Raw genomic sequence first — 21,139 nt, 5'->3', positions numbered from 1 at the left:
AGCGTAATATATAATGGATAAAACTGTTGCAGTTAATAATTGTAAGAACTGTGGAGATAATATAAAAAATGTTAATTTCTGTTCTAACTGTGGTGCTAAAAAAATCACAAAACGTATTACTTTTAAAAACTTACTTACAGAAATAAGTGAGGTCTATCTTAATGTAGATAACACTTTTATAAAAACAATTAGAGATCTTACTATAAAACCTCACTTAGTAATCGATGATTATATTAATGGTGTCAGAAAAAAACACCTTAATCTACCTTCATACTTTCTATTATCACTTACATTATCGACTATCTTAACCTTCTTAAAGGAAAAAGCTTTTAACATTGCATCTGAATATGAAAAATTAGATGACCAATCAGAAACATTGAAGTTTTTTATAGAAGTAACAGAAAAATATCCTACACTTGGTTATTTTTTATTAATACCTTTTTACTCGTTTATATCCAAATTTATATTTAGAAAATATAAGAAGTATAATTTCACAGAACATATCGTAATAAACACATACCTAATAGCACATCTAACGATATTAACCTTTATTCCTTATCTAATTTCGTTTAGCTTTGGTGATTATATAGAAGAAAGTAGTTTTGTTTTTTTAGGGATCCAGGCTATTTACGCAACATTTTTATTCAAAAATTTATATAAAATTAAATACATAAAGGTTATCGTAAAAGGACTTATTGGATTCTTATTGATTCTTTTAATCTTTATCGGATTAGCAGTTGCGATGGCTCTATCTACAAAGTTTCTTGAAGAATACGGGTTTCTTAACTAAGCTTCTCGGACTTCTGAAAATTGCACATCATAAAGATTTTTGTAGTAGCCGTTTTCAACCTCCAACAGCTCATTATGGTTTCCTTGTTCTACAATCTTACCGCTATCCATAACGATAATTTTATCAGCATTTTTAATGGTTGCTAATCGGTGAGCAATAACAATAGAAGTTCTACCTTCTGTAATCTTGTCGGTAGCGTCCTGGATCAATTGTTCGCTATGAGAATCTATAGAAGATGTGGCTTCATCTAAAACTAAAACACCAGGATTAGAAACGTAAGCTCTAAGAAAAGATATCAATTGCCTTTGACCAGAAGAGAGCATCACCCCTCTTTCTTTCACATTATAATGATAACCGCCAGGAAGGCTACTTATAAAATCATGAATCCCTATTTCTTTAGCAGCTTTCACAACTTGATCCTCTGTTATATTCGTATTATTTAGCGTTATATTATTAAAAATAGTATCTGCAAACAAAAACACATCTTGCAAAACTACAGCGATATGGCTTCGCAAAGATTTTAAATCAATGGTATCAATAGGTTTTTTATCAATAGAAATAACTCCTCCGTCGATTTCATAAAACCTATTTAACAAATTTATAATTGTCGATTTACCTGCACCAGTGGCCCCTACAATTGCAACTGTTTCTCCAGAATTAACAGAAAACGAGATTCCTTTTAACACTTCTTCTCCTTCTATATAACTAAAACGAACATCATTAAAATCAATATTCCCTTCTATATTCTGAAGTTCTATCGTTCCTAAATCATTTATCTTAGAATGTGTATCCAATACTGCAAATACTCGATTAGCCGCAACCATACCCATTTGTAGAGTATTAAACTTATCCGCTATCTGTCGCAGTGGTCTAAAAAGCATTTGAGATAACTCAATAAAAGCAATTACAACACCTAAGGTAATCACATCACCCTGCGCAGCTCTCAATCCTCCATACCAAACTATTAATCCTATAGTGATCGAACTAGACATTTCTGCAATAGGAAAAAATATCGAATTATACCAAACGGTTTTTACCCATCCTTTTTTGTGCTTTTCATTTATTTCTTTAAAACTATCATATTCAATATCCTCTCTAGTAAAGAGCTGAACTATTTTCATTCCAGTTATTCGTTCCTGTACAAAAGAATTTAAATTAGAAACTTGAGTTCTTACTTCTTCAAAAGCAGTTTTCATTTTTCTTTGAAAAACCCTAGTAGCAAAAATTATAAAAGGTAAAATTGTTAAAACAATTAAGGTAAGTTGCCAACTGTAGTACAACATAAAACAAAGAATAACCGCCATTTTTAACAAGTCACTTATAATCATAAAAAGTCCTTGACTAAATATACTGGCAATCGTTTCTATATCACTCACTGCACGAGTTACTAATCTACCTACCGCAGACTTATCATAATACTGTTTCTTAAAACCTAACATATGATGAAAGAGCTTCACTCTAACATCTCTAATCACCTCCTGACCTAACCAATTAGCAAAATATATAAATAGAAATTGGAAAATAACCTCCAATAATAACACTCCGAATATTAAGCTGATATAAAAAACTATTAATTTTTCATCCTTAGGAATAAAACTTTCGTCAATTGTTTTCTGTAATAAGAGAGGTCTTAACACCGCAAAAGCGGATAATAAGATAGCAGATAAAGCCACAAAATAAAATGTAAACCGATAAGGATTAGTATAACTAATCAATCTTCTAAATAATTTAAAATCAAATGCCTTTCCGCTTTTTTCAGCCATTATTTTTTACAATAAATAGTTTTTGGGTACTGTACTTCTGTCAAATATAAACCATGAGCTGGCACAGAATACCCAGCTTCACTTCTGTTTTCACTTTTAATTATTCTTTCTAAATCTTCTAAACCTAATTTATGTTCTCCAATTTCTATAAGTGTTCCAACAATCGCTCTTACCATATTTCTTAAAAAACGATTTGCGGAAATCTTAAAAATTAATTTATTATCATTCATCTCCCAAACAGCACGGGTAATAGTACAATTATACGTTTTTACATCGGTTTTAGACTTACTAAAACATTTAAAACTCGTATAGTTTAACAGTAATTTAGCAGCTTCATTCATCAAGTCAACATCCAACTCTTTCTTTAGATAATACGCACTATCTATGCTAAAAGGGTCTTTATACAGTGTTACAAAATACTCATAAGATCTGCTTATCGCATCAAACCTTGCGTGCGCATCATCACTTACCAAACTCACTTCTTTTATTGAAATCTCTTTAGGAAGAAGAGAATTAAGCTTATATCGAAATTGAACAACGTCCAATTCATCCTCATTATCAAAATGAGCCATTATTTGTTTTGCATGAACGCCAGCATCTGTTCTACCAGCACCAACAATATCAATCTTAGATTTCAACAATAATGATAGCGAATTTTCTAAAACCTCTTGTACAGAAATTGCATTAGGTTGTCGTTGCCATCCATGATATGGAGTTCCATTATATGAAAGTTCTAAAAAATATCTCAAAGGTTTATCCTATTTTTGTCCTAGTTCTAATCGCAAATATACTTTATAATATAGAGATGAATTATATAGTAACACTTCGGTTTATTTATTACATCATAAATCTTTCTTATTCAATAATTTGAAAAAAATACTCTTACTTAGCGATACTCATAGCTATATCGACGATCGTATTTTACATTATGTAAACGAAGCAGATGAAGTTTGGCATGCAGGAGACATCGGTGACCTCAAAGTAACCGATAAGATCGAAGCCATTAAACCACTTCGTGCTGTTTACGGAAATATCGATGATGACAAAGCCAGAGTTAGTTTTCCGCTACATCAGCGATTTTCTTGTGAAGAAGTTTCTGTTTGGATCACTCATATTGGAGGATATCCACCAAAATATAATCGCAATACAATACAGGAAATAAAAACAAACCCACCGCAATTATTCATATGTGGACATTCACATATTTTAAAAGTGATTCCTGACAAAAATAACGGCGTATTACATATGAATCCTGGAGCAGCCGGAAAACACGGATTTCATAAAGTAAGAACCATGTTACGATTTACATTGAGTAAAGGAAAAATAGAAAACCTCGAAGTAATCGAGCTTGGTAAAAAATAAGACCCGAAGTTGGCATACTCCGGGTCCTAACGCACTAATACTACTAAGATTTTAGGTTTATCGTAATCGATCTACAGATTTTACGAGATTTTCATCCTTTTTTATAGCCTTGTTGGCTACAACTAATAAAACGATAGAAATAATAGGAATCAACATCCCAATACCTTTCTCCGAAACCAAGGTTTCTCCAGATAATGTTAGTGACCAATAAACAAATACTCCTAGTAAAATAAAGTTTAATAAGATATTGATACGCCCCAAAACAAATTGAAGCTGTCTATTTTTAAATAAAAAAATACTTACTAAAGCCAAAATTGCTGACCCAGCAAACATTCCCAAAACCAAAAGATTATCCTGAGGTAATAATTCCTCTCCATTTTCATTAAGTCCATAAGGCAAAATAGTAGACAACCCACCGGATATTAAAACTACTAAAAACAAATAAACTGATTGAATTCTTTGTATCATTCCCCCTTATTCTTTTGGAAAAGCAAAAATAAGAGTTTCTTTTCATAATTATGTGTAAAAATCAAAAATAAAGTCGTATACTTGCATCACAATTTATGTAACCCATTCTATTTAGGTTACTTACCTTCAAAATAAAATTTTCCTAGAATTCTTCTTTAGAAAATTTAATACCAGAACCTTAAATTATATAACAAATTTAAATGTTAGAGATTTCTGAATTAAAAGCAAAAAAGCTTCCTGAGCTACAGGAAATTGCGAAAAGTTTAAATGTACCTAAATTTCGCACCATGAAAAAGTTAGACTTGGTATATCAAATACTTGATTACCAGGCAGCAAACCCTAACAAGGTAAAAGAGGTTATCACAGAAGATTCTTCTACTAAAACAGAGAAGAAAACCGAAAAACCACAATCAAAGCAAGCGCCAAGGCAAAGAAGACCGCGTAAAACTGCAAACACTCAAAATCCTCAAGCTAAAAAAGACACAAATCCTCCTGTAGAAAAAAGTAATCCTGTTAAACAAGAGCCTAAGGAGAACACCCAACCTGTGAAAGAGGTCAAGGAAAACAAAAAACCTCAAAGAAAACAGGAAGACAAAAAAGAGGAACGTAAAGACGATAACAGGAAAGATAATCGCAATAGAAATAACGATAAATCCCAAAACAAAAACCGTAATAACAACAATAAAAAAGATAATAACGGAAATAGGGATAACGGAAATAGAGACAATAGAAATCGCTATAAAGAACCAGATTACGAGTTTGATGCAATCATCCAAAGCGAAGGAGTACTTGACATCATGCAAGATGGTTATGGCTTTTTAAGATCTAGTGACTACAACTACCTCTCTTCTCCCGATGACATATACGTTTCACAATCACAAATTAGACTATTTGGGCTTAAGACAGGGGATACAGTTCTTGGACAAGTAAGACCTCCTAAAGAAGGTGAAAAATATTTCCCTCTTATAAAGGTAAATAAAATTAACGGCCTCGATCCTCAAGTAGTAAGAGATAGAGTTTCTTTTGAACACCTAACACCACTTTTTCCACAAGAGAAATTTAAATTAGCAGAAAGACAAAGCACTATATCAACACGAATAATGGATTTGTTTTCCCCTATTGGTAAAGGACAACGAGGCATGATCGTTTCTCAACCAAAAACAGGTAAAACAATGCTACTAAAGGATGTAGCCAATGCAATTGCAGCCAATCATCCCGAAGTATACCAAATGATATTACTGATCGATGAAAGACCCGAAGAAGTTACCGACATGCAGCGTAATGTTCGTGGAGAAGTTATAGCATCAACATTTGACAAGGAAGCTCACGAGCACGTGAAAATAGCCAATATAGTTTTAGAAAAAGCTAAAAGATTAGTAGAATGCGGTCATGATGTAGTAATACTACTAGACTCTATTACCCGTCTAGCAAGAGCATACAATACTGTACAACCTGCTTCTGGTAAAATTCTTAGTGGTGGTGTTGATGCAAATGCACTACACAAACCAAAACGTTTCTTTGGAGCAGCACGTAATATAGAAAATGGAGGATCCCTTACTATTATCGCCACAGCCTTAACAGAAACCGGCTCTAAGATGGACGAAGTTATTTTTGAAGAGTTCAAAGGAACAGGTAATATGGAATTACAATTAGATCGTAAAATATCCAATCGTAGAATTTTCCCTGCTATTGATCTTACATCGTCAAGTACACGTAGAGATGACATATTATTAGACGAAAACACAATACAAAGGATGTGGGTAATGAGAAAATACCTAGCGGATATGAATCCTGTAGAAGCTATGGAATTTATCAATGAGCGTTTTAAACAAACAAGAAACAATGATGAATTCTTGATTTCCATGAACGGATAAAACACACCTTATATATATAATGTAGAAAATGGCTGTCACTAAAATGACAGCCATTTTTTTATTTACAGTTTTTTTAAGGATCATAATCAGCACATCTATGTAATTTTGCAATAAAGATTAAACACTGAAAGGTTTAACAACAAACAAAGACTATTATAAAAAAAAAATTATGAAGACCTTAATATATAGCATACTCACCGTTTCTACTTTACTAACTAGTTGCCAAGGTAATAGTCAAAATAATAACCAAATTAGTAATACCGCTCAAAATCAAAACATAAAAGCTATCCAAACCGAACCAATTAATGGATTAGAACGAGCATATTTCGCCAGCGGATGTTTTTGGTGCGTAGAAGCAGTATATGAAAGCGTTATTGGCGTACAAGAAGTAGTCTCTGGATACTCTGGAGGACATACCAAAAATCCCACCTATGAATCGAGCAATACTGGACGCACGGGGCACGCAGAAGCTGTAGAAGTTTTATATGATCCAAAAATAATTTCCTTTTCATCACTAATTGACGTTTATTTTGGTTCCCAAAATCCAACACAAATAAACGGCCAAGGCCCAGATCGCGGGTCTCAATACAGATCAATTATATTTTATCAAAATGATGAACAAAAAAATATAATTCAAAAAAAGAAAAACTTTCTTAGCAAAAGTTTAAATAGACAAATCGCAGCAGAAGTAACTCCATTTCAAAAATTTTGGAAAGCAGAAGATTATCACCAAGATTACGAAAAAAGAAATCCATATAATAGATATATTCAGAATGTATCCATACCAAGATTAAAACGTTTTCAAAAAAAATTCCCTGAATTAATCAAAGAAAACCACTAAATCGTTTTCTAAACGACCATATACAAATTCTTTTAAATAATAATCACATTCTCACTAAAATCTTACACCACAAAAACGGTCAGCTATTTCTGACGGAGGCAAAACTCGATCTAAAAACAACCTAAATAAGTGAATTTTTCAATAGAGTATTAGCCATGTTAATCTTAAAATAAAATACCTAATACAACAAACTGAAATATATGAGAATTTAAAACAAAACAAAGAAAGAAAAAACTCAAACTACTTAATATCAAAAAGATAAGATCACCAAGAAGAATAATATCTATTTAAAAGCACAGAAATATACTATGCATGCATAATTAAAAATGTTAAAGTATTGTAAAAAACAAAATCCAATCACTAATAATCCATTGATAAAAAAAGTAAAAATAAATTTTAAAAAAACTAAAAAATCGCCCACCGACTTCAAGCCCAATAAACACGGCGTAAATCAGTTGTAATACACAAAATAATCGTTGAAAAACACAAATTGATTAAAAAAAAAGTAGATTTTTATGCAAATAAAGTCAAAACAAGTTGTGTTTTTCATATTAATAACTTACTTTTGTTTATAGTTTAAGAGTTTTCAACTCAGCTGATTAATAAATAAGTTTAAACTTGTGCTCAAGGAAAACATGTTTAATTAACTGAAAAACAACAACTTAAACTTATAAATGTTCTTTAAAAATCTACTTTTTTTAACACAAAGGCAACTTTTGTTAACAATTTAGAAATGTCATTAAAAATAGTTTGGCATGTTTTTTGAGAACGGATTTTTGAACAATAACTTTTAAAAAATTATTTAAAAGAGTATAAAAAAAGCAACTAAAGATTAACGTCTTAAGATTAAAGAACCCTAATCTGCTTTATTTTTGAATTTTAACTATGTAAACACAGAAAGATTATGAAATCAATTTTTACATTTATTTTGCTATTGGTGATGACTTCCTCGACTTTCGCTCAAATAAAGTCGCTGGATCGCTATTTAATGTCCACCGCCAAATTAGAATTAAGAACTGGACCAGGAGCAAATTTTGACATTATTGGTGAAATCCCACAAGGAACACAAGTATATGTTATTAGTTCTGGTTATGGAGACTGGAGTACAGTTCAATACAAAAACGGAAACGGTTTTGTACTAACAAAATTACTAGCAGAAGATAGTAGTATTGCAGAAGCTGAAAGAGCTGCAAAAGCTGCTGAAGCTAGAAGAAATGCTGCTAGACTTGCAGCAGAAGAAGCAATTAGAAAAGCGGAACAAGCAAAAATTGCTGCTGCTGAAGCTGCAAGAAAAGCAATTGCTGAAGCAGAAAGATTAACAAGACAAGCTGAAGCTGACGCAGCTGCTGCTGAAGCTGCTGCTGCTGCCGCGAAACAAAATCAAACGGCTGCTGAAAGAAGAAGGTTGGCTGAATTAGCTGAAACTCAGAAAGCTGTAGAAGCAGCTAACAGAAGAACATTAGGATCTACAGAAACTGCATACACTCCTATTGAATCAAAAACAGCTTCTGGTGGCAGTAATGCAGGAACAAGAACTGCTGCTGCACCTACCAAAGTAACTAGAGAAAACAAATATTCTAGTTGGGAAAAGAAAACATATAAGTCAGGAGCAACTCCTAAGTCATTTAACTTCAAAGGAAAATTTGAATACAAATTAGACAACTATTTAAAAGTAGAAGTAGGTCAGAATACCGAGGTTGTAGTTAAGCTTGTTAAAATGGGTAAAACTGCAAAAGATGATGAAACAATTAGAATTGTATACATCAATAGTAATCAAACTCAATTCATTAGAAACATTCCTGAAGGAGAGTACTATTGTGTGATCGCTTATGGAAAAGAATGGAAAGAGTCTCCTAGTAAGAATGGGAAGAAGCAAGGTACTTTTACAAAAAATGCTTTGTATGAAAAAGGACAAGATATCTTAGATTTCAATACAATCAAGACAGATGAAGGAATCAATGTACCATCTTATAGTCTTTCTTTAGATCTTCAAGCGAATGGAACTTTATACAATGATGTAGAAGATCAGGATAATATTGATGCTGGTTCTTTCAACTCTTTTTAATAGATTAAAAAGAAACTATTAGATAAAAAAAATACATATTTTATTATCACCAATAATATAAATGTAAAATAAAAAAAGCGCCTTAATAAGGTGCTTTTTTTATTCCCAATAATTAATCACAAATAAGTATATAAAAGACTAAAACATTAAAAGGAAATAAAACACAATGTTTAATAATTAGTCTTAGGTAATAAAAAAAGCTTTAGGTATTGAATCCTAAAGCTCTCTATCTTTTAAATCTGTTTATTATAGTTACTTATAAAATGTACCTATTTTATCAATAATAGAAGTAATAATACTTCCAAAAAATTCTAAAGAAATTACATTACCCATTATTACGATGTCTCTCTCTAGCCAACAATGTGTTTTTAAGAAGCATAGCAATGGTCATCGGACCAACTCCTCCAGGAACTGGTGTAATAAAGGAAGCTTTTTTACTAACATTTTCAAAATCCACATCTCCTACGATTCTATATCCTCTTTCTCTAGAATCATCAGCTACCCTAGTAATACCTACATCAATAATAACAGCATCGTCTTTTACCATTTCTGCTTTAAGAAAATTAGGAACACCTAAAGCCGATATAACAATATCCGCCTGAGAAATAATTTGAGTAATATTTTTTGTATGACTATGTGTTAATGTCACTGTAGAGTTACCAGGCCATCCTTTTCTACCCATCAAAATACTCATTGGTCTACCTACAATATGACTTCTACCTATAACCACGGTATGCTTTCCTTTTGTATCAACATTATAACGTTCTAAAAGTTCTAAAATACCAAATGGTGTAGCAGGAATAAAAGTAGACATATCCAAAGCCATTTTTCCAAAATTCATTGGATGAAAGCCATCAACATCTTTATCTGGATCTACAGCCAACAATACTTTTTGAGTGTCAATTTGTGGAGGTAGTGGTAACTGAACTATAAATCCATCAATATCAGAATCTTCATTCAGTTCTTTAATTTTAGCCAATAGCTCAACTTCGCTTGTAGTGCTTGGCATTTTTACTAAAGTAGATTCAAAACCTATTCTTTCACATGCCTTTACCTTACTACCAACATAAGTAAGGCTCGCACCATCATTACCAACTAATACAGCTGCTAAGTGCGGAACTTTCTCGCCACGATCTTTCATCTTTTGAACTTCGTCAGCAATTTCATTTTTTATATCGTTACTTACTTTTTTACCGTCTAAAACTTCCATATTGAGCCCCTACTCTATTATTAATTTAATTATATATTATTTCATTTTACCCATCATCTGCATCATTCGCTTTCCGCCTCCACCTTGCATCATTTTCATCATTTTACTCATCTGATCAAACTGCTTAAGCAATTGATTAACCTGCTGTACAGAAGTTCCCGATCCTTTACCAATGCGTTTTTTTCTACTTGCATTTATGATCTGAGGCTTTGTTCGTTCTGCAGGGGTCATAGAATGAATAATTGCTTCGATGTGTTTAAAAGCATCATCATCGATATCGACATTCTTCATCATTTTACCAGCTCCAGGAATCATTCCAACCAGATCCTTCATATTACCCATCTTCTTAACCTGCTGAATTTGTTTTAAGAAGTCATCAAAACCAAATTGATTTTTGGCAATTTTTTTCTGTAATTTTCTGGCCTCTTCTTCATCAAATTGCTCTTGAGCTCGTTCTACAAGAGATACAACATCTCCCATTCCCAAGATACGATCTGCCATACGAGAAGGATAAAAAACATCAATTGCTTCCATCTTTTCTCCCGTACCAATAAACTTTATTGGTTTATTAACAACAGATTTAATAGAAATTGCTGCTCCACCTCTAGTATCACCATCTAACTTAGTAAGAATAACACCATCAAAATTTAACACATCATTAAAAGCCTTTGCTGTATTAACGGCATCTTGACCTGTCATAGAATCTACAACAAATAATGTTTCATTAGGAGTAACAGCTTTATGGATATTAGCAATCTCGGTCATCATGACTTCATCAACCGCTAAACGACCTGCTGTATCTATAATCACTACATTAAATCCGTTTGCTTTAGCATGGGCAACACCTGCTTTAGCAATCGCAACAGGATCATTATTTCCTCTATCACTAAAAACCTCTACATTTATTTGTTCTCCAACTACATGTAACTGATCAATAGCTGCTGGTCGATATACATCACAAGCAACTAAAAGAGGTTTTTTAGTTTTTTTATTCTTTAGAAAGTTTGCTAATTTTCCAGAAAAAGTAGTTTTACCAGATCCTTGTAATCCAGACATTAAAACTACTGAAGGATTACCCGAAAGATTAACACCTGCTACTTCTCCTCCCATCAATTCGGTTAACTCGTCTTTTACAAGCTTCACCATTAATTGACCAGGTTTTAAACTTTTTAGTACATTCTGACCTAACGCTTTTTCCTTTACAGTAGCTGTAAAATCTTTGGCGATTTTATAATTAACATCGGCATCAACCAACGCTCTACGAACTTCCTTAAGTGTCTCAGCAACATTTACTTCCGTAATTTGACCGTGGCCTTTAAGAATATGTAACGCCTTATCTAACTTATCACTTAAATTATCAAACATATGCTTTCTTCAGATTTTGAAAAAATCTACTTTTTTAGTAGACAGGTGCAAATTTAATGATTTGAAGTGTATTAATAAAGAATGCCAATAACAGAATTCTAAATATCAAGAAAGAAATTTTACTGAAACAAAAAAAGCTATTAGAAAGAACATAAGGTTATCTTTCTAATAGCTTTCCGGACATTATTCTTAGGCTAATTCAACTTTATGTCCTTTATAAAGATGGAGGAATTAATACTCCATTAATAACATGCACGATACCATTAGAAGCTTCAATATTTGCAATATCTACTCTAATAATTTCATTTAAAAAGACTTGTCCATCAATCATTTCAATAGTTACCTCATCTCCTTGAACAGTAGTAACCGTTTGTCTTGTAAGCAAATCATCGGCAGTAAATTTACCGGATGCCACATGATACAATAGCACTTCGGTTAAAGCTTCTCCTCCAGGAATTGCATCTAAAGCAGCAAATGCATCATTAGTTGGTGCAAATACGGTAAAAGGTCCCTCTCCATTTAGTGTCTCTACCAGATTAGCTGCCTGTAATGCTCCCACTAAAATAGAAAGCTCCGGAGTAGCAACAGCGATTTCGACAATAGATTGAAGATCGGCTGGAGGGAGTAATACTCCATCAATTATGTGTATAATACCATTAGACGCTTCGATATCTGCCAAAAGTACTTTTATAGTACCATTTAAAAACACCTCTCCATTGATCATTTCAATGGTTACTTCATCTCCTTGTACTGTGGTAACTGTTTGCCCGGTAATTAACTCTTCTGCAGTAAATCTTCCTGCTGCTACGTGATACAAAAGCACCTCTATTAAAGCTTCTCCTCCTGGAATTGCATCTAAAGCAGCAAATGCATCATTAGTTGGTGCAAATACGGTAAAAGGTCCCTCTCCATTTAGTGTATCTACTAAATTAGCTGTCTGTAATGCCTCCACTAAAGTAGAAAGCTCTGGAGTTGCAACAGCTATCTCTACAATAGATTGAAGATCGGCTGGAGGGAGTAATACTCCATCAATTACGTGTACAACACCATTAGCTGCTTCGATATCTGCCAAAAGTACTTTTATAGTACCATTTAAAAACACCTCTCCATTAATCATTTCAATGGTTACTTCATCTCCTTGCACCGTAGTAACTGTTTGCCCTGCAATTAACTCTTCTGCAGTAAATCTTCCTGCTGCTACGTGATACAAAAGCACCTCTGTTAAAGCATCTCCATCAGGAATAGCATCTAAAGCAGCAAATGCATCATTAGTTGGCGCAAATACTGTAAAAGGACCTTCTCCATTTAATGTATCCACTAAATTAGCTGATTGTAATGCTCCTACTAAAGTAGAAAGCTCTGGAGTTGCAACTGCTATCTCTACAATAGATGGTAAAGGCTGAAAAGATGGTGGTATTAATACTGCATCTATGATTTGGATTACTCCATTGGAACCGCCAATATTTGCAGAAAGCAACTTAACAGTATCATTGATAACAATTTCATTGTTTTCATCAAGACTTACCTTAACGTTTTCTCCTTGTAACGTTTCTATCATTTCTTCTCGCAACAATCTTGGAGTATTAAATCTTCCACTCGCTACATGATATAGCAAAACTTGTTTTAACACCTCTAGCTCTGGAACTTCATCTAAAGCCGCAAAAGCGTCATCTGTAGGTGCAAAAACAGTAAATGGACCTTCTCCGGACAAAGGAGCTACTAAATCTGTAGCTTGTAAAGCGCCAACTAAAGATGTGAATTTACCATCTTCTACAATTAAATCAACGATCGTTTTATTAGGGAAAATAGTTTTAACTAGTTTAGCATTCCAATCTCCTCTTCCTATTCCATTTCCAAAAATTCTAAAATGCCCCTCTAGATCACCTTCTTCATCTACTCTTCCAATTCCAAAAATCAAATTTCTACCAGGAGGATTAATTATTAAATAAACAATTCCATCACTTACAATAGCTCCTCTAGTTCTAGCTTTAGTTCCATCAGGCAATACCAAATTTCCTCGAACAATTGTAAAGCTTGCATGATACAAGGTGAAATTTAAGCGAAGTTTCCCTGTAATATCTGTTCCTGCCCCTGTTCCACTATTCACTGTTGCAGAAAAATCATATACTCGTCGTTCTCTACTGATATCAAATCTAGAATCTTTAGAACTACCAAAGGCTTCATCTTCATTTACGGGCTCAAGCAACTCACCATCGATAATGTTCTGAGTCATTTCCTCGACTTCGTCAAAACTAATAATTTTTGACTCTTCAAATTCAATTTGATCAGGGTTTTCAGGGTCTAATTCATTATTATCATTTTGACAAGAAATGATAAAGTTCATTAAAAAAAGGCACAAAAAGGGTGCCGTTAATCTTTTGATTAGCGTTTTCATGAGTTTAAATTTAAATTAGTTATTATTTAAAATATGTGTGAGAAAAAAGGGCATTTAGTCCTGAATTAATAGGGGGATTCAATATCTAAATGCCCTTTCGGGGGAATTATAATCTAGAGGCACAATGAACTATATATTTTAGCTTACTGTTCTAGTCAATTTCTTCTTATAGTGCAGGAAGAATTACATTATCAATTGCATGGATTACTCCATTTGCTGCCTGAACATTTGTAACGATAATATTACTTACTCTATCATTAGCATCTGTTAATGTTGCGTTGGTTGCATCTGCTGTAATATCTCCTCCTAATGTGGTTACAGTACCAGTCATTAAACTTTCTACTCTAACATTTGCTTCTGCTACAACATGAAGATTTAGCGTAGCCGTTAATGTAGCTTCTTCTATATCAGCTAAAGAAGCTGCTCCAAGTTCTGTTAAAAGACTAGCGAATGCATCATTTGTTGGAGCAAATACGGTAAAAGGTGCTGGGGATGTTCCATTTTCTGTACTTAATATAGAAACATAATTTTCATCTAATTGATCATCTCTAGTAAGGGCTGCTACCAGATTACTAAAAGTTGCATCAGCTGTAGCAAAAGTAACCACTGTTGGTAAAGTGATTACAGCATCAACCTTATGAATTACTCCATTAGAAGCAACAATATCGGCTTCACTTACATCAGATACACCGTTAAAAGAAACTCCGCTTTCGGTATTTATATAAATACTTAGATTATCCATAGTATCTCCGTAAGTAGCCAACGTAGTATTATAACTAGTAGTAAGGGCAGTCGAAACATTGGTTCCTGCAATTACATGATTTAATAAAACCTGCTCTAATGCAGCGGTTGATAATCCAGAAATATCACCTAAATCCGTAAATGCATCATTATCAGGCGCCAATAAAGTTAAATTACTATCTGCACCACTCAATACAGCTACAAAATCCGTATCAAAACCAGGTGTAGTTGCTGCTCCAGCAAGTGAAGAGAAATTACTATCAGCTGTAACAAAAGTAAGCATAGTAGGCAATGGAATTACTTTATCCACCGCGTGTATTACACCATTATCTGTCATTATATCTGGAGTTGTCACGGTAGACTCTCCATTTATTACTACACCATTTGCTGTATTAATATACATGCTGATATTAGTATTAGAATTAGACTCTGTAGCTAAATTTTTCACATAACCTGTTGTTAGACTAGTAGAAGCTTGAGTAGTTCCTAAAACGTGGTTTAATAAAATTTGCTCTAACGTTTCAACAGGCACATCTTCTAATGGTGTTCCATCTAAGAATTCAGTAAATGCAGCGTTGTTAGGTGCAAAAACAGTAAAGTTACCATTCCCATTTAATGTTACGTCTAAATCTGTTCTTTCCAATGCAGCTAATAAAGAACTATAATCCGCATTATCTGCAACAAAATCAGCTATTGTCATTGCATCGGGGATAAATGTAGTATCGTCGTCATCACTACAAGAAGCAATTGAAATAATACAGAATGCTAAAAAAGCTTTTTTGAAGAAATTTTTCATGTTATTGGTTTTTATTTTTTTAATTTATTGTTCGTTGATGAAACAACTGATAAAGTAAAAGTGCTACCTTAAAAAACGATTTTAGTATTTTTTTAACTTTTTGTTTAACTATTTAGATAAAAAAATTAAACAAAAAAGTTATCCATCATTCTCATCACAAGATGCTTCAAACGTTAGTATCTCAGATACTAATTGATCATTATGCATTACTTCTATACTGGTTCCGTCACTTAATGATAATCTTAAAGGGTAATTAATGGCAACTAATGTATTTTCATCAAGATCATCCATAAATCCATACACTTGAGCATCATGAATTACTTCTATTGTATTTAAAATATTATTAGCGGTATTGTAAGTTGCGAACCTAAAAGGATATACAAAATCAATACATTCTATATCGTCATCTTGTAGCTCACAACTATTCGCCAACATTTGTAATTGTGATTCGTTTTCGATTATTTCTTCTATATAATTGTGTTGTGTAATCGTAATAGGAAATTGGATCTGAATATTATCTGTTTCTGTAAAAAGATCATAATCTGAAATTTGATTGATGATTATTTCATCTGCACCATTTAGGATTATCGAATACGGTAAATTAATACTGTAGCAGTTACCTCCATCAACTAAATCATCAAAAGACCCATCGTGAGTAACAATACTCCTCATTAAACCAGCGAGTTGAGAATCCTGATGGATAACATTATCCAACTCAGGATCAATAAGTTCTCTCTCTTCTTCTTGGCAAGAAATCATTAATACCGTAAAACTTATTAACATCAAGATTATACAATTTCTTATTTTTTCCATAGTACTTTTCTTCATTTAATTCACTATTATAACAATTTAAGTACTCAAATTCCCACTAGCTTAAGTTTTTTTTTAATTTTGAAAAAAATTCAAAATGCCAAAAACCCTCTTCAAAGATGTTTGCGAGGAAAGATTGTTTTCAGAATTATTTAAAAAACATTCTAAAAATCTTCACGACTTCATTTATTACAAATATGGTTCTCATATAAATCCTAAAGATCAAGTTCAGGAAGCTTTTATTAAGCTATGGGATAATTGTAATAAAGTTTCAATAGAAAAAGCAAAGAGTTTTTTATTCACCGTAGCTAATAATCTTACTTTAAATCAGATAAAACATGATAAAGTAAAATTAAATTATAAGTTAACAGAAACAAAAAATAGTACAAATGAAAGTCCTCAATTTATAATGGAGGAAAAAGAATACCTTTTAAAATATCAAAATGCACTGTCTAACTTAACAGAATCTCAACGAGTTGCATTTTTAATGAATAGAATAGAAGGTAAAAAGCACAAAGAAATTGCTGAATTATTAGGCATTTCCAGAAAAGCTGTAGAAAAAAGAATTTATGGTGCTCTAGAGAAGTTGAGAAAAGATATTGAAGGAATTTAAAAATAATTAAAAACTAAGGTAGGAATTTCCACCTATCAGTTGTTATAATATTAAGAAACTTGTTATGAAAAAGGAGGATCTTATTAATAAGTGGTTGAACAATGAACAACTCACTAAGCAGGAATCAGAGGCGTTTGAGAAATTGGACGCCTATGATTCTTATGTAAAAATATCAGAAACTGCTAAAAAATTTAGTGCGCCTGATTATGATACAATAAGTAATTTACAAAACCTTACTAACGATTTATCTAAGAAAAAACAAATGCCAAAAAGAAAATCTTATATTAAAATATTGTTTCGTGTAGCTGCAATCTTTGTGATTGGGATTGGCATATATTTTTCTTTTTTCAAACAATATGACACTACAATTAAAACGATAAGTGATAAATCTACCATTAATCTTCCTGATGATTCAATGATAAGACTTAATGCTACCTCTTCATTAACTTACAATGAAAAAAACTGGGAAAGTGAACGTAAAATATCATTACAAGGAGAAGCATATTTTAAAGTTGCTAAAGGTAAAAAATTTGATGTTCATACTCCTTCAGGTATCGTAAGTGTTATAGGAACTAGGTTTAATATTAAGCAAAGGGAAAACTTTTTTGAGGTAATCTGTTACGAAGGAGTTGTTAGTGTTGCTATAGGTAATGAAACAAAGTATTTGAGAGCTGGAGATGCACTGGAATATGACTCAAATGTCATTTTAGACAAAAAGGTTACTGATCAAGAACCTAAATGGTATTATAATAAAAGTTATTTCTATAAAGTTCCCTTTTCTAAAGTTCTTAAAGAATTAGAATGGCAATTTGGAGTTACGTTAGAAACAAAAAAAATAGATCCTTCTATTCTATTTACGGGTAATTTTGTACATTCAGATATTGAAGATGCATTAAAATCAGTTACGATTCCAATGCGGTTAAAATATGTGATTAATAACAAAATAGTAACTTTATCTAAAGAGTGATTAAACCCAAAATCCTCATTTCTATTTTTTTAATGTTATTTTTTCTTTTTAAGGTAAATTCTCAAACCGAAAAAGATGCGATTTCGCTTATATCATTTTTAAATACTACACAAGAAAAGTTTGGATATGATTTTTCGTATGTTAACCAAGAATTGGAAAATATTAATATTATAAAACCTTCTAATTCCAGTTCTTTCGAACAAACGCTTGTATATCTTAGAAATAATACTCCATTTGATTATACTGTCCTAAAAAGCAATTCTGTTGCTGTTAGTTTTAAGTTCGTAGAAATATGCGGTGTTTTAGTTGACATCACTAATAAAATCATATCTGATGCTTCTATTCAAGGAATTGAGTATACTACTATTAGTGATATCAATGGCAAATTCGCACTTAAAGTGAATTCTCCTAATGAAAAAATTAAAATTAGCTTTTTAGGTTACTCACCTGTCACTATTTCTGCACTTGATTTTTTTGGAAAACCTTGTAAGAAAATAAAATTAATTCAAAAACTTGAATATATAAACGAAATCGTCCTGAATGACTATTTAATTAAAGGTATAGATAAACAACTTGATGGTTCTATTCAAATTGATTATAATGATTTTGGTATTCTACCTGGTCTCACAGAACCAGATCTATTACAAACCATACAGGCGCTTCCAGGAGTTCTTAGTGTAAACGAAACTGTTTCTGATATCAATGTAAGAGGAGGTACTAATGATCAAAACCTAATTCTATGGGATGGTATTAAAATGTATCAATCCAGTCACTTTTTTGGACTTATCTCTGCATTTAACCCTTATTTAACTAAAAATGTTCAGGTATACAAAAATGGTTCAAGTGCTAAATATGGTGATGGTGTTTCAAGTGTAATAGCAATGAATACTGCCAACAAAATTAACAATAAGTTAGACGCAAGCATTGGTTTAAATTTAATTAGTGTTGACACCTATATAGATACTCCAATAAATAAAAAATCATCCATTCAATTAGCGGTAAGACATTCTATTAATGATATTTTAGAAACACCTACATATAACCAGTACTTTGATAAAGCATTTCAAAATTCCGAAGTATTTAGCACCAATAATTCTGGAGAGCGATTTTCTTTTTATGATATAAGTATGAGATGGTTGTATCAATTATCACCAAAAGATCTGATAAAGGTCAATGCTCTTCTAATGCGAAATAACCTTGTTTTTCAGGAAAATTCTTCTGATACCACGATTAATAACTCTAGAGAAAGCAGTGCCACACAAAACAATATTGTAGGTGGTATTCTTTATCAAAGAAATTGGAGTAAACTTTTTCAGAGTGAATTACTGCTGTATGGCACAAATTATGTCCTAGAAACAATTAATTCTGACATACCAAATAATCAGCGACTTTTGCAAAACAATGATGTTTTAGAGAATGGTATAAAACTAAATACATTTCTTAAAACTGATGCTAATATTAATTTAAAAAACGGGTACCAATTCAATGAAACGGGTATATCATATTTACAAGAATTAAACAATCCAACATTTAGAGATCTTACTAAGGAAGTTATCCGTACGCATAGTTTATTTTCTGAGATAGAATATAATTCTGATAGCAGTGCTATATACGCCAACTTAGGTGCTCGCCTCAATTACTTAGAAAAGTTTGACACATATATTCTGGAACCAAGAATTAATTTTTACAAAAGATTTAATAATCACTTTACAATTGAGGTTTTGGGAGAAATTAAAAGTCAATCTACATCTCAAGTTATAGATCTACAGAATGATTTTCTGGGCATTGAAAACAGAAGATGGGTATTATCGAATGACGAAAACATTCCTATTTTAAAAAGTAAACAAGCTTCTATAGGCCTTAGCTATAATCACAATAATTGGCTTATAACTACAGATATTTATTATAAAAATGTAAAAGGAATTATTACTAGAAGTCAAGGATTCCAGAATCAATTCGAATTCTCAAATGACCACGGTTCCTACGAGGTATTAGGAATTGATTTTTTGATTAACAAGAGATTTAAAAACTTTAGTACTTGGCTTAGTTATTCATATGCAGATAATGAATACTCATTCTCTAATTTAAGTCCATCCAATTTTGCCAACAATATTGATATTAGGCATAACGTAAACTTTGCAGCTGCATATAACAATAAAAACTTAAAGATATCTGCTGGTGTAAATTGGCATAGCGGAAAACCAACTACATTCCCTAATACCACAAATAGCATTGAAAATGATATCATAAATTACCAAAACCCAAATAGCAATAGATTAAATAGTTACACGAGAATCGATCTTTCATCTACCTATACTTTTAAAATAGGAAAAAGTATTAACGGTTTAGCTGGGTTTTCAATATGGAATCTTTTAAATCAAGAAAACATTTTTAATCAATACTTCGTCATAAGAAATCAAAGTGAAATTGAAACTGTAAAAGAATTTGGTTTAGGTATTACACCTAATGCTGTTTTTCGATTAAGTTTCTAACCAAGCTTTTTAACGCCATTATACCCAACAATATCCTCTCCTCCCGCAACTTTTTCTATATTTTGAATTATCTCAAAATCATTTTTCCTGAAAAAGTCTTTTGTGTTAGAATTAATTTGAGTACTTAAGGTTATCATGTTAGCTTCTCTTGCAACTTCTTCCAAAGTCTGGTAAAGTTTCTTTGCTATTCCTCTTCCTTGATAATTTTGATGAACAAAAATATATTCTATTTCCCCATTTTTACTAAGCGAAAATGAACCAATAACTTCTCCATTAAGTTTAGCATTATATACATAATCATCTACAAACTTTGTTTTCCAATGGTTTTTATCTAATGCTAGTCTAGAAAATATTTTCACCTCTTCTTTGGTGAAAATCTTAGAACCATAGATGGTAACTGTTTGATAGAATAATCGTTGCATTAATGGCAAATCACTATCAGTAGCTTTGGATATTTGATAATTCATTTAGTTAGGCAGAAGAACACTTCTCTTATTATGGGGTAAAACAACATTTCCTATAAAAATAAAAAAAATGCCGTAGGAATGAAATTTTTAGTTAAAAAAAACATAAAACCAGCGATAAAT

Annotated in this window: 17 protein-coding genes; 8 read left to right on the top strand and 9 right to left on the bottom strand. The window is 32.0% G+C overall.

All coding sequences use genetic code 11. The annotated features are described in order from the left end of the window. Window positions 1-13 precede the first annotated feature (13 nt). Window positions 14-790 carry a DUF3667 domain-containing protein gene (locus J8L88_RS11780; RefSeq protein ID WP_027392504.1) on the top strand — a complete coding sequence of 259 codons (777 nt, stop codon included), beginning with the start codon at window positions 14-16 and terminating at the stop codon, window positions 788-790. Here J8L88_RS11780 and J8L88_RS11775 read toward each other — a convergent pair. Together J8L88_RS11775 and truA are read right to left on the bottom strand one after the other, a co-directional pair. Beyond that, the gene (locus J8L88_RS11775) at window positions 787-2,553 is read right to left on the bottom strand and encodes an ABC transporter ATP-binding protein (protein ID WP_211060816.1); all 1,767 of its coding nucleotides are present in this window, start codon (window positions 2,551-2,553) and stop codon (window positions 787-789) included. The two genes, J8L88_RS11780 and J8L88_RS11775, sit on opposite strands and share 4 nt — an antisense overlap. After that, window positions 2,553-3,302: a tRNA pseudouridine(38-40) synthase TruA gene (gene truA / locus J8L88_RS11770; RefSeq protein ID WP_118387080.1), complete on the bottom strand. Its 750-nt coding sequence runs from the start codon at window positions 3,300-3,302 to the stop codon at window positions 2,553-2,555. The genes J8L88_RS11775 and truA overlap by 1 nt, the downstream gene beginning before the upstream one ends. Window positions 3,303-3,420: 118 nt before the next feature. Here truA and J8L88_RS11765 point away from each other — a divergent pair, with 118 nt between their 5' ends. Continuing rightward, the gene (locus J8L88_RS11765; RefSeq protein ID WP_211060815.1) at window positions 3,421-3,915 is read left to right on the top strand and encodes a metallophosphoesterase; all 495 of its coding nucleotides are present in this window, start codon (window positions 3,421-3,423) and stop codon (window positions 3,913-3,915) included. 57 nt (window positions 3,916-3,972) lie between these two features. On the opposite strand, the gene J8L88_RS11760 is transcribed toward J8L88_RS11765, so the two are convergent. Beyond that, on the bottom strand, window positions 3,973-4,383 hold the full coding sequence (locus J8L88_RS11760; protein WP_027392508.1) for a DUF4293 domain-containing protein: 411 nt from the start codon (window positions 4,381-4,383) through the stop codon (window positions 3,973-3,975). Between the two features lie 200 nt (window positions 4,384-4,583). Between J8L88_RS11760 and rho the strand changes: the two genes are divergently transcribed. The 3 genes from rho to J8L88_RS11745 all read left to right on the top strand — a co-directional run bounded on the left by rho (window position 4,584) and on the right by J8L88_RS11745 (window position 9,163). After that, window positions 4,584-6,257 (top strand): transcription termination factor Rho, encoded by a 1,674-nt coding sequence (gene rho, locus J8L88_RS11755; protein WP_118387084.1) that lies wholly within the window; start codon window positions 4,584-4,586, stop codon window positions 6,255-6,257. A gap of 169 nt (window positions 6,258-6,426) precedes the next feature. Further along, window positions 6,427-7,098 carry a peptide-methionine (S)-S-oxide reductase MsrA gene (msrA, locus tag J8L88_RS11750; RefSeq protein ID WP_211060814.1) on the top strand — a complete coding sequence of 224 codons (672 nt, stop codon included), beginning with the start codon at window positions 6,427-6,429 and terminating at the stop codon, window positions 7,096-7,098. 904 nt (window positions 7,099-8,002) lie between these two features. Then, window positions 8,003-9,163: an SH3 domain-containing protein gene (locus tag J8L88_RS11745; RefSeq protein WP_211060813.1), complete on the top strand. Its 1,161-nt coding sequence runs from the start codon at window positions 8,003-8,005 to the stop codon at window positions 9,161-9,163. A 325-nt stretch (window positions 9,164-9,488) separates the two neighbouring features. Here the strand turns inward: J8L88_RS11745 and J8L88_RS11740 are convergent, their stop codons facing one another. The 5 genes from J8L88_RS11740 to J8L88_RS11720 form a co-directional block, all read right to left on the bottom strand. Further along, the gene (locus J8L88_RS11740) at window positions 9,489-10,373 is read right to left on the bottom strand and encodes a bifunctional 5,10-methylenetetrahydrofolate dehydrogenase/5,10-methenyltetrahydrofolate cyclohydrolase (protein ID WP_027392511.1); all 885 of its coding nucleotides are present in this window, start codon (window positions 10,371-10,373) and stop codon (window positions 9,489-9,491) included. Between the two features lie 36 nt (window positions 10,374-10,409). After that, window positions 10,410-11,738 (bottom strand): signal recognition particle protein, encoded by a 1,329-nt coding sequence (gene ffh / locus J8L88_RS11735; protein ID WP_027392512.1) that lies wholly within the window; start codon window positions 11,736-11,738, stop codon window positions 10,410-10,412. A gap of 214 nt (window positions 11,739-11,952) precedes the next feature. Beyond that, entirely contained in the window at window positions 11,953-14,133 is a 2,181-nt protein-coding gene (locus J8L88_RS11730; RefSeq protein WP_211060812.1) for a fasciclin domain-containing protein, read from the bottom strand. 166 nt (window positions 14,134-14,299) lie between these two features. Then, on the bottom strand, window positions 14,300-15,670 hold the full coding sequence (locus J8L88_RS11725) for a fasciclin domain-containing protein (protein WP_211060811.1): 1,371 nt from the start codon (window positions 15,668-15,670) through the stop codon (window positions 14,300-14,302). 138 nt (window positions 15,671-15,808) lie between these two features. Continuing rightward, on the bottom strand, window positions 15,809-16,498 hold the full coding sequence (locus tag J8L88_RS11720; protein WP_211060810.1) for a hypothetical protein: 690 nt from the start codon (window positions 16,496-16,498) through the stop codon (window positions 15,809-15,811). Window positions 16,499-16,577: 79 nt separating this feature from the next. Between J8L88_RS11720 and J8L88_RS11715 the strand changes: the two genes are divergently transcribed. The 3 genes from J8L88_RS11715 to J8L88_RS11705 all read left to right on the top strand — a co-directional run bounded on the left by J8L88_RS11715 (window position 16,578) and on the right by J8L88_RS11705 (window position 20,552). After that, window positions 16,578-17,093 carry an RNA polymerase sigma factor gene (locus tag J8L88_RS11715; RefSeq protein ID WP_118387092.1) on the top strand — a complete coding sequence of 172 codons (516 nt, stop codon included), beginning with the start codon at window positions 16,578-16,580 and terminating at the stop codon, window positions 17,091-17,093. Between the two features lie 64 nt (window positions 17,094-17,157). Further along, complete coding sequence (locus J8L88_RS11710) at window positions 17,158-18,060, top strand: FecR family protein (RefSeq protein ID WP_211060809.1); 903 nt, start codon at window positions 17,158-17,160, stop codon at window positions 18,058-18,060. Between the two features lie 32 nt (window positions 18,061-18,092). Continuing rightward, window positions 18,093-20,552 carry a TonB-dependent receptor plug domain-containing protein gene (locus J8L88_RS11705; RefSeq protein ID WP_211060808.1) on the top strand — a complete coding sequence of 820 codons (2,460 nt, stop codon included), beginning with the start codon at window positions 18,093-18,095 and terminating at the stop codon, window positions 20,550-20,552. Here the strand turns inward: J8L88_RS11705 and J8L88_RS11700 are convergent. Continuing rightward, a complete protein-coding gene (locus J8L88_RS11700; RefSeq protein WP_118387098.1) occupies window positions 20,549-21,019 on the bottom strand; it encodes a GNAT family N-acetyltransferase in 471 nt (156 codons plus the stop codon). The genes J8L88_RS11705 and J8L88_RS11700 overlap by 4 nt on opposite strands. Between the last annotated feature and the right edge of the window lie 120 nt (window positions 21,020-21,139).

The organism is Aquimarina sp. MMG015, assembly GCF_018100855.1.
Taxonomy (GTDB): domain Bacteria; phylum Bacteroidota; class Bacteroidia; order Flavobacteriales; family Flavobacteriaceae; genus Aquimarina; species Aquimarina latercula.
This window is presented reverse-complemented; position numbering and strand designations above follow the sequence as displayed.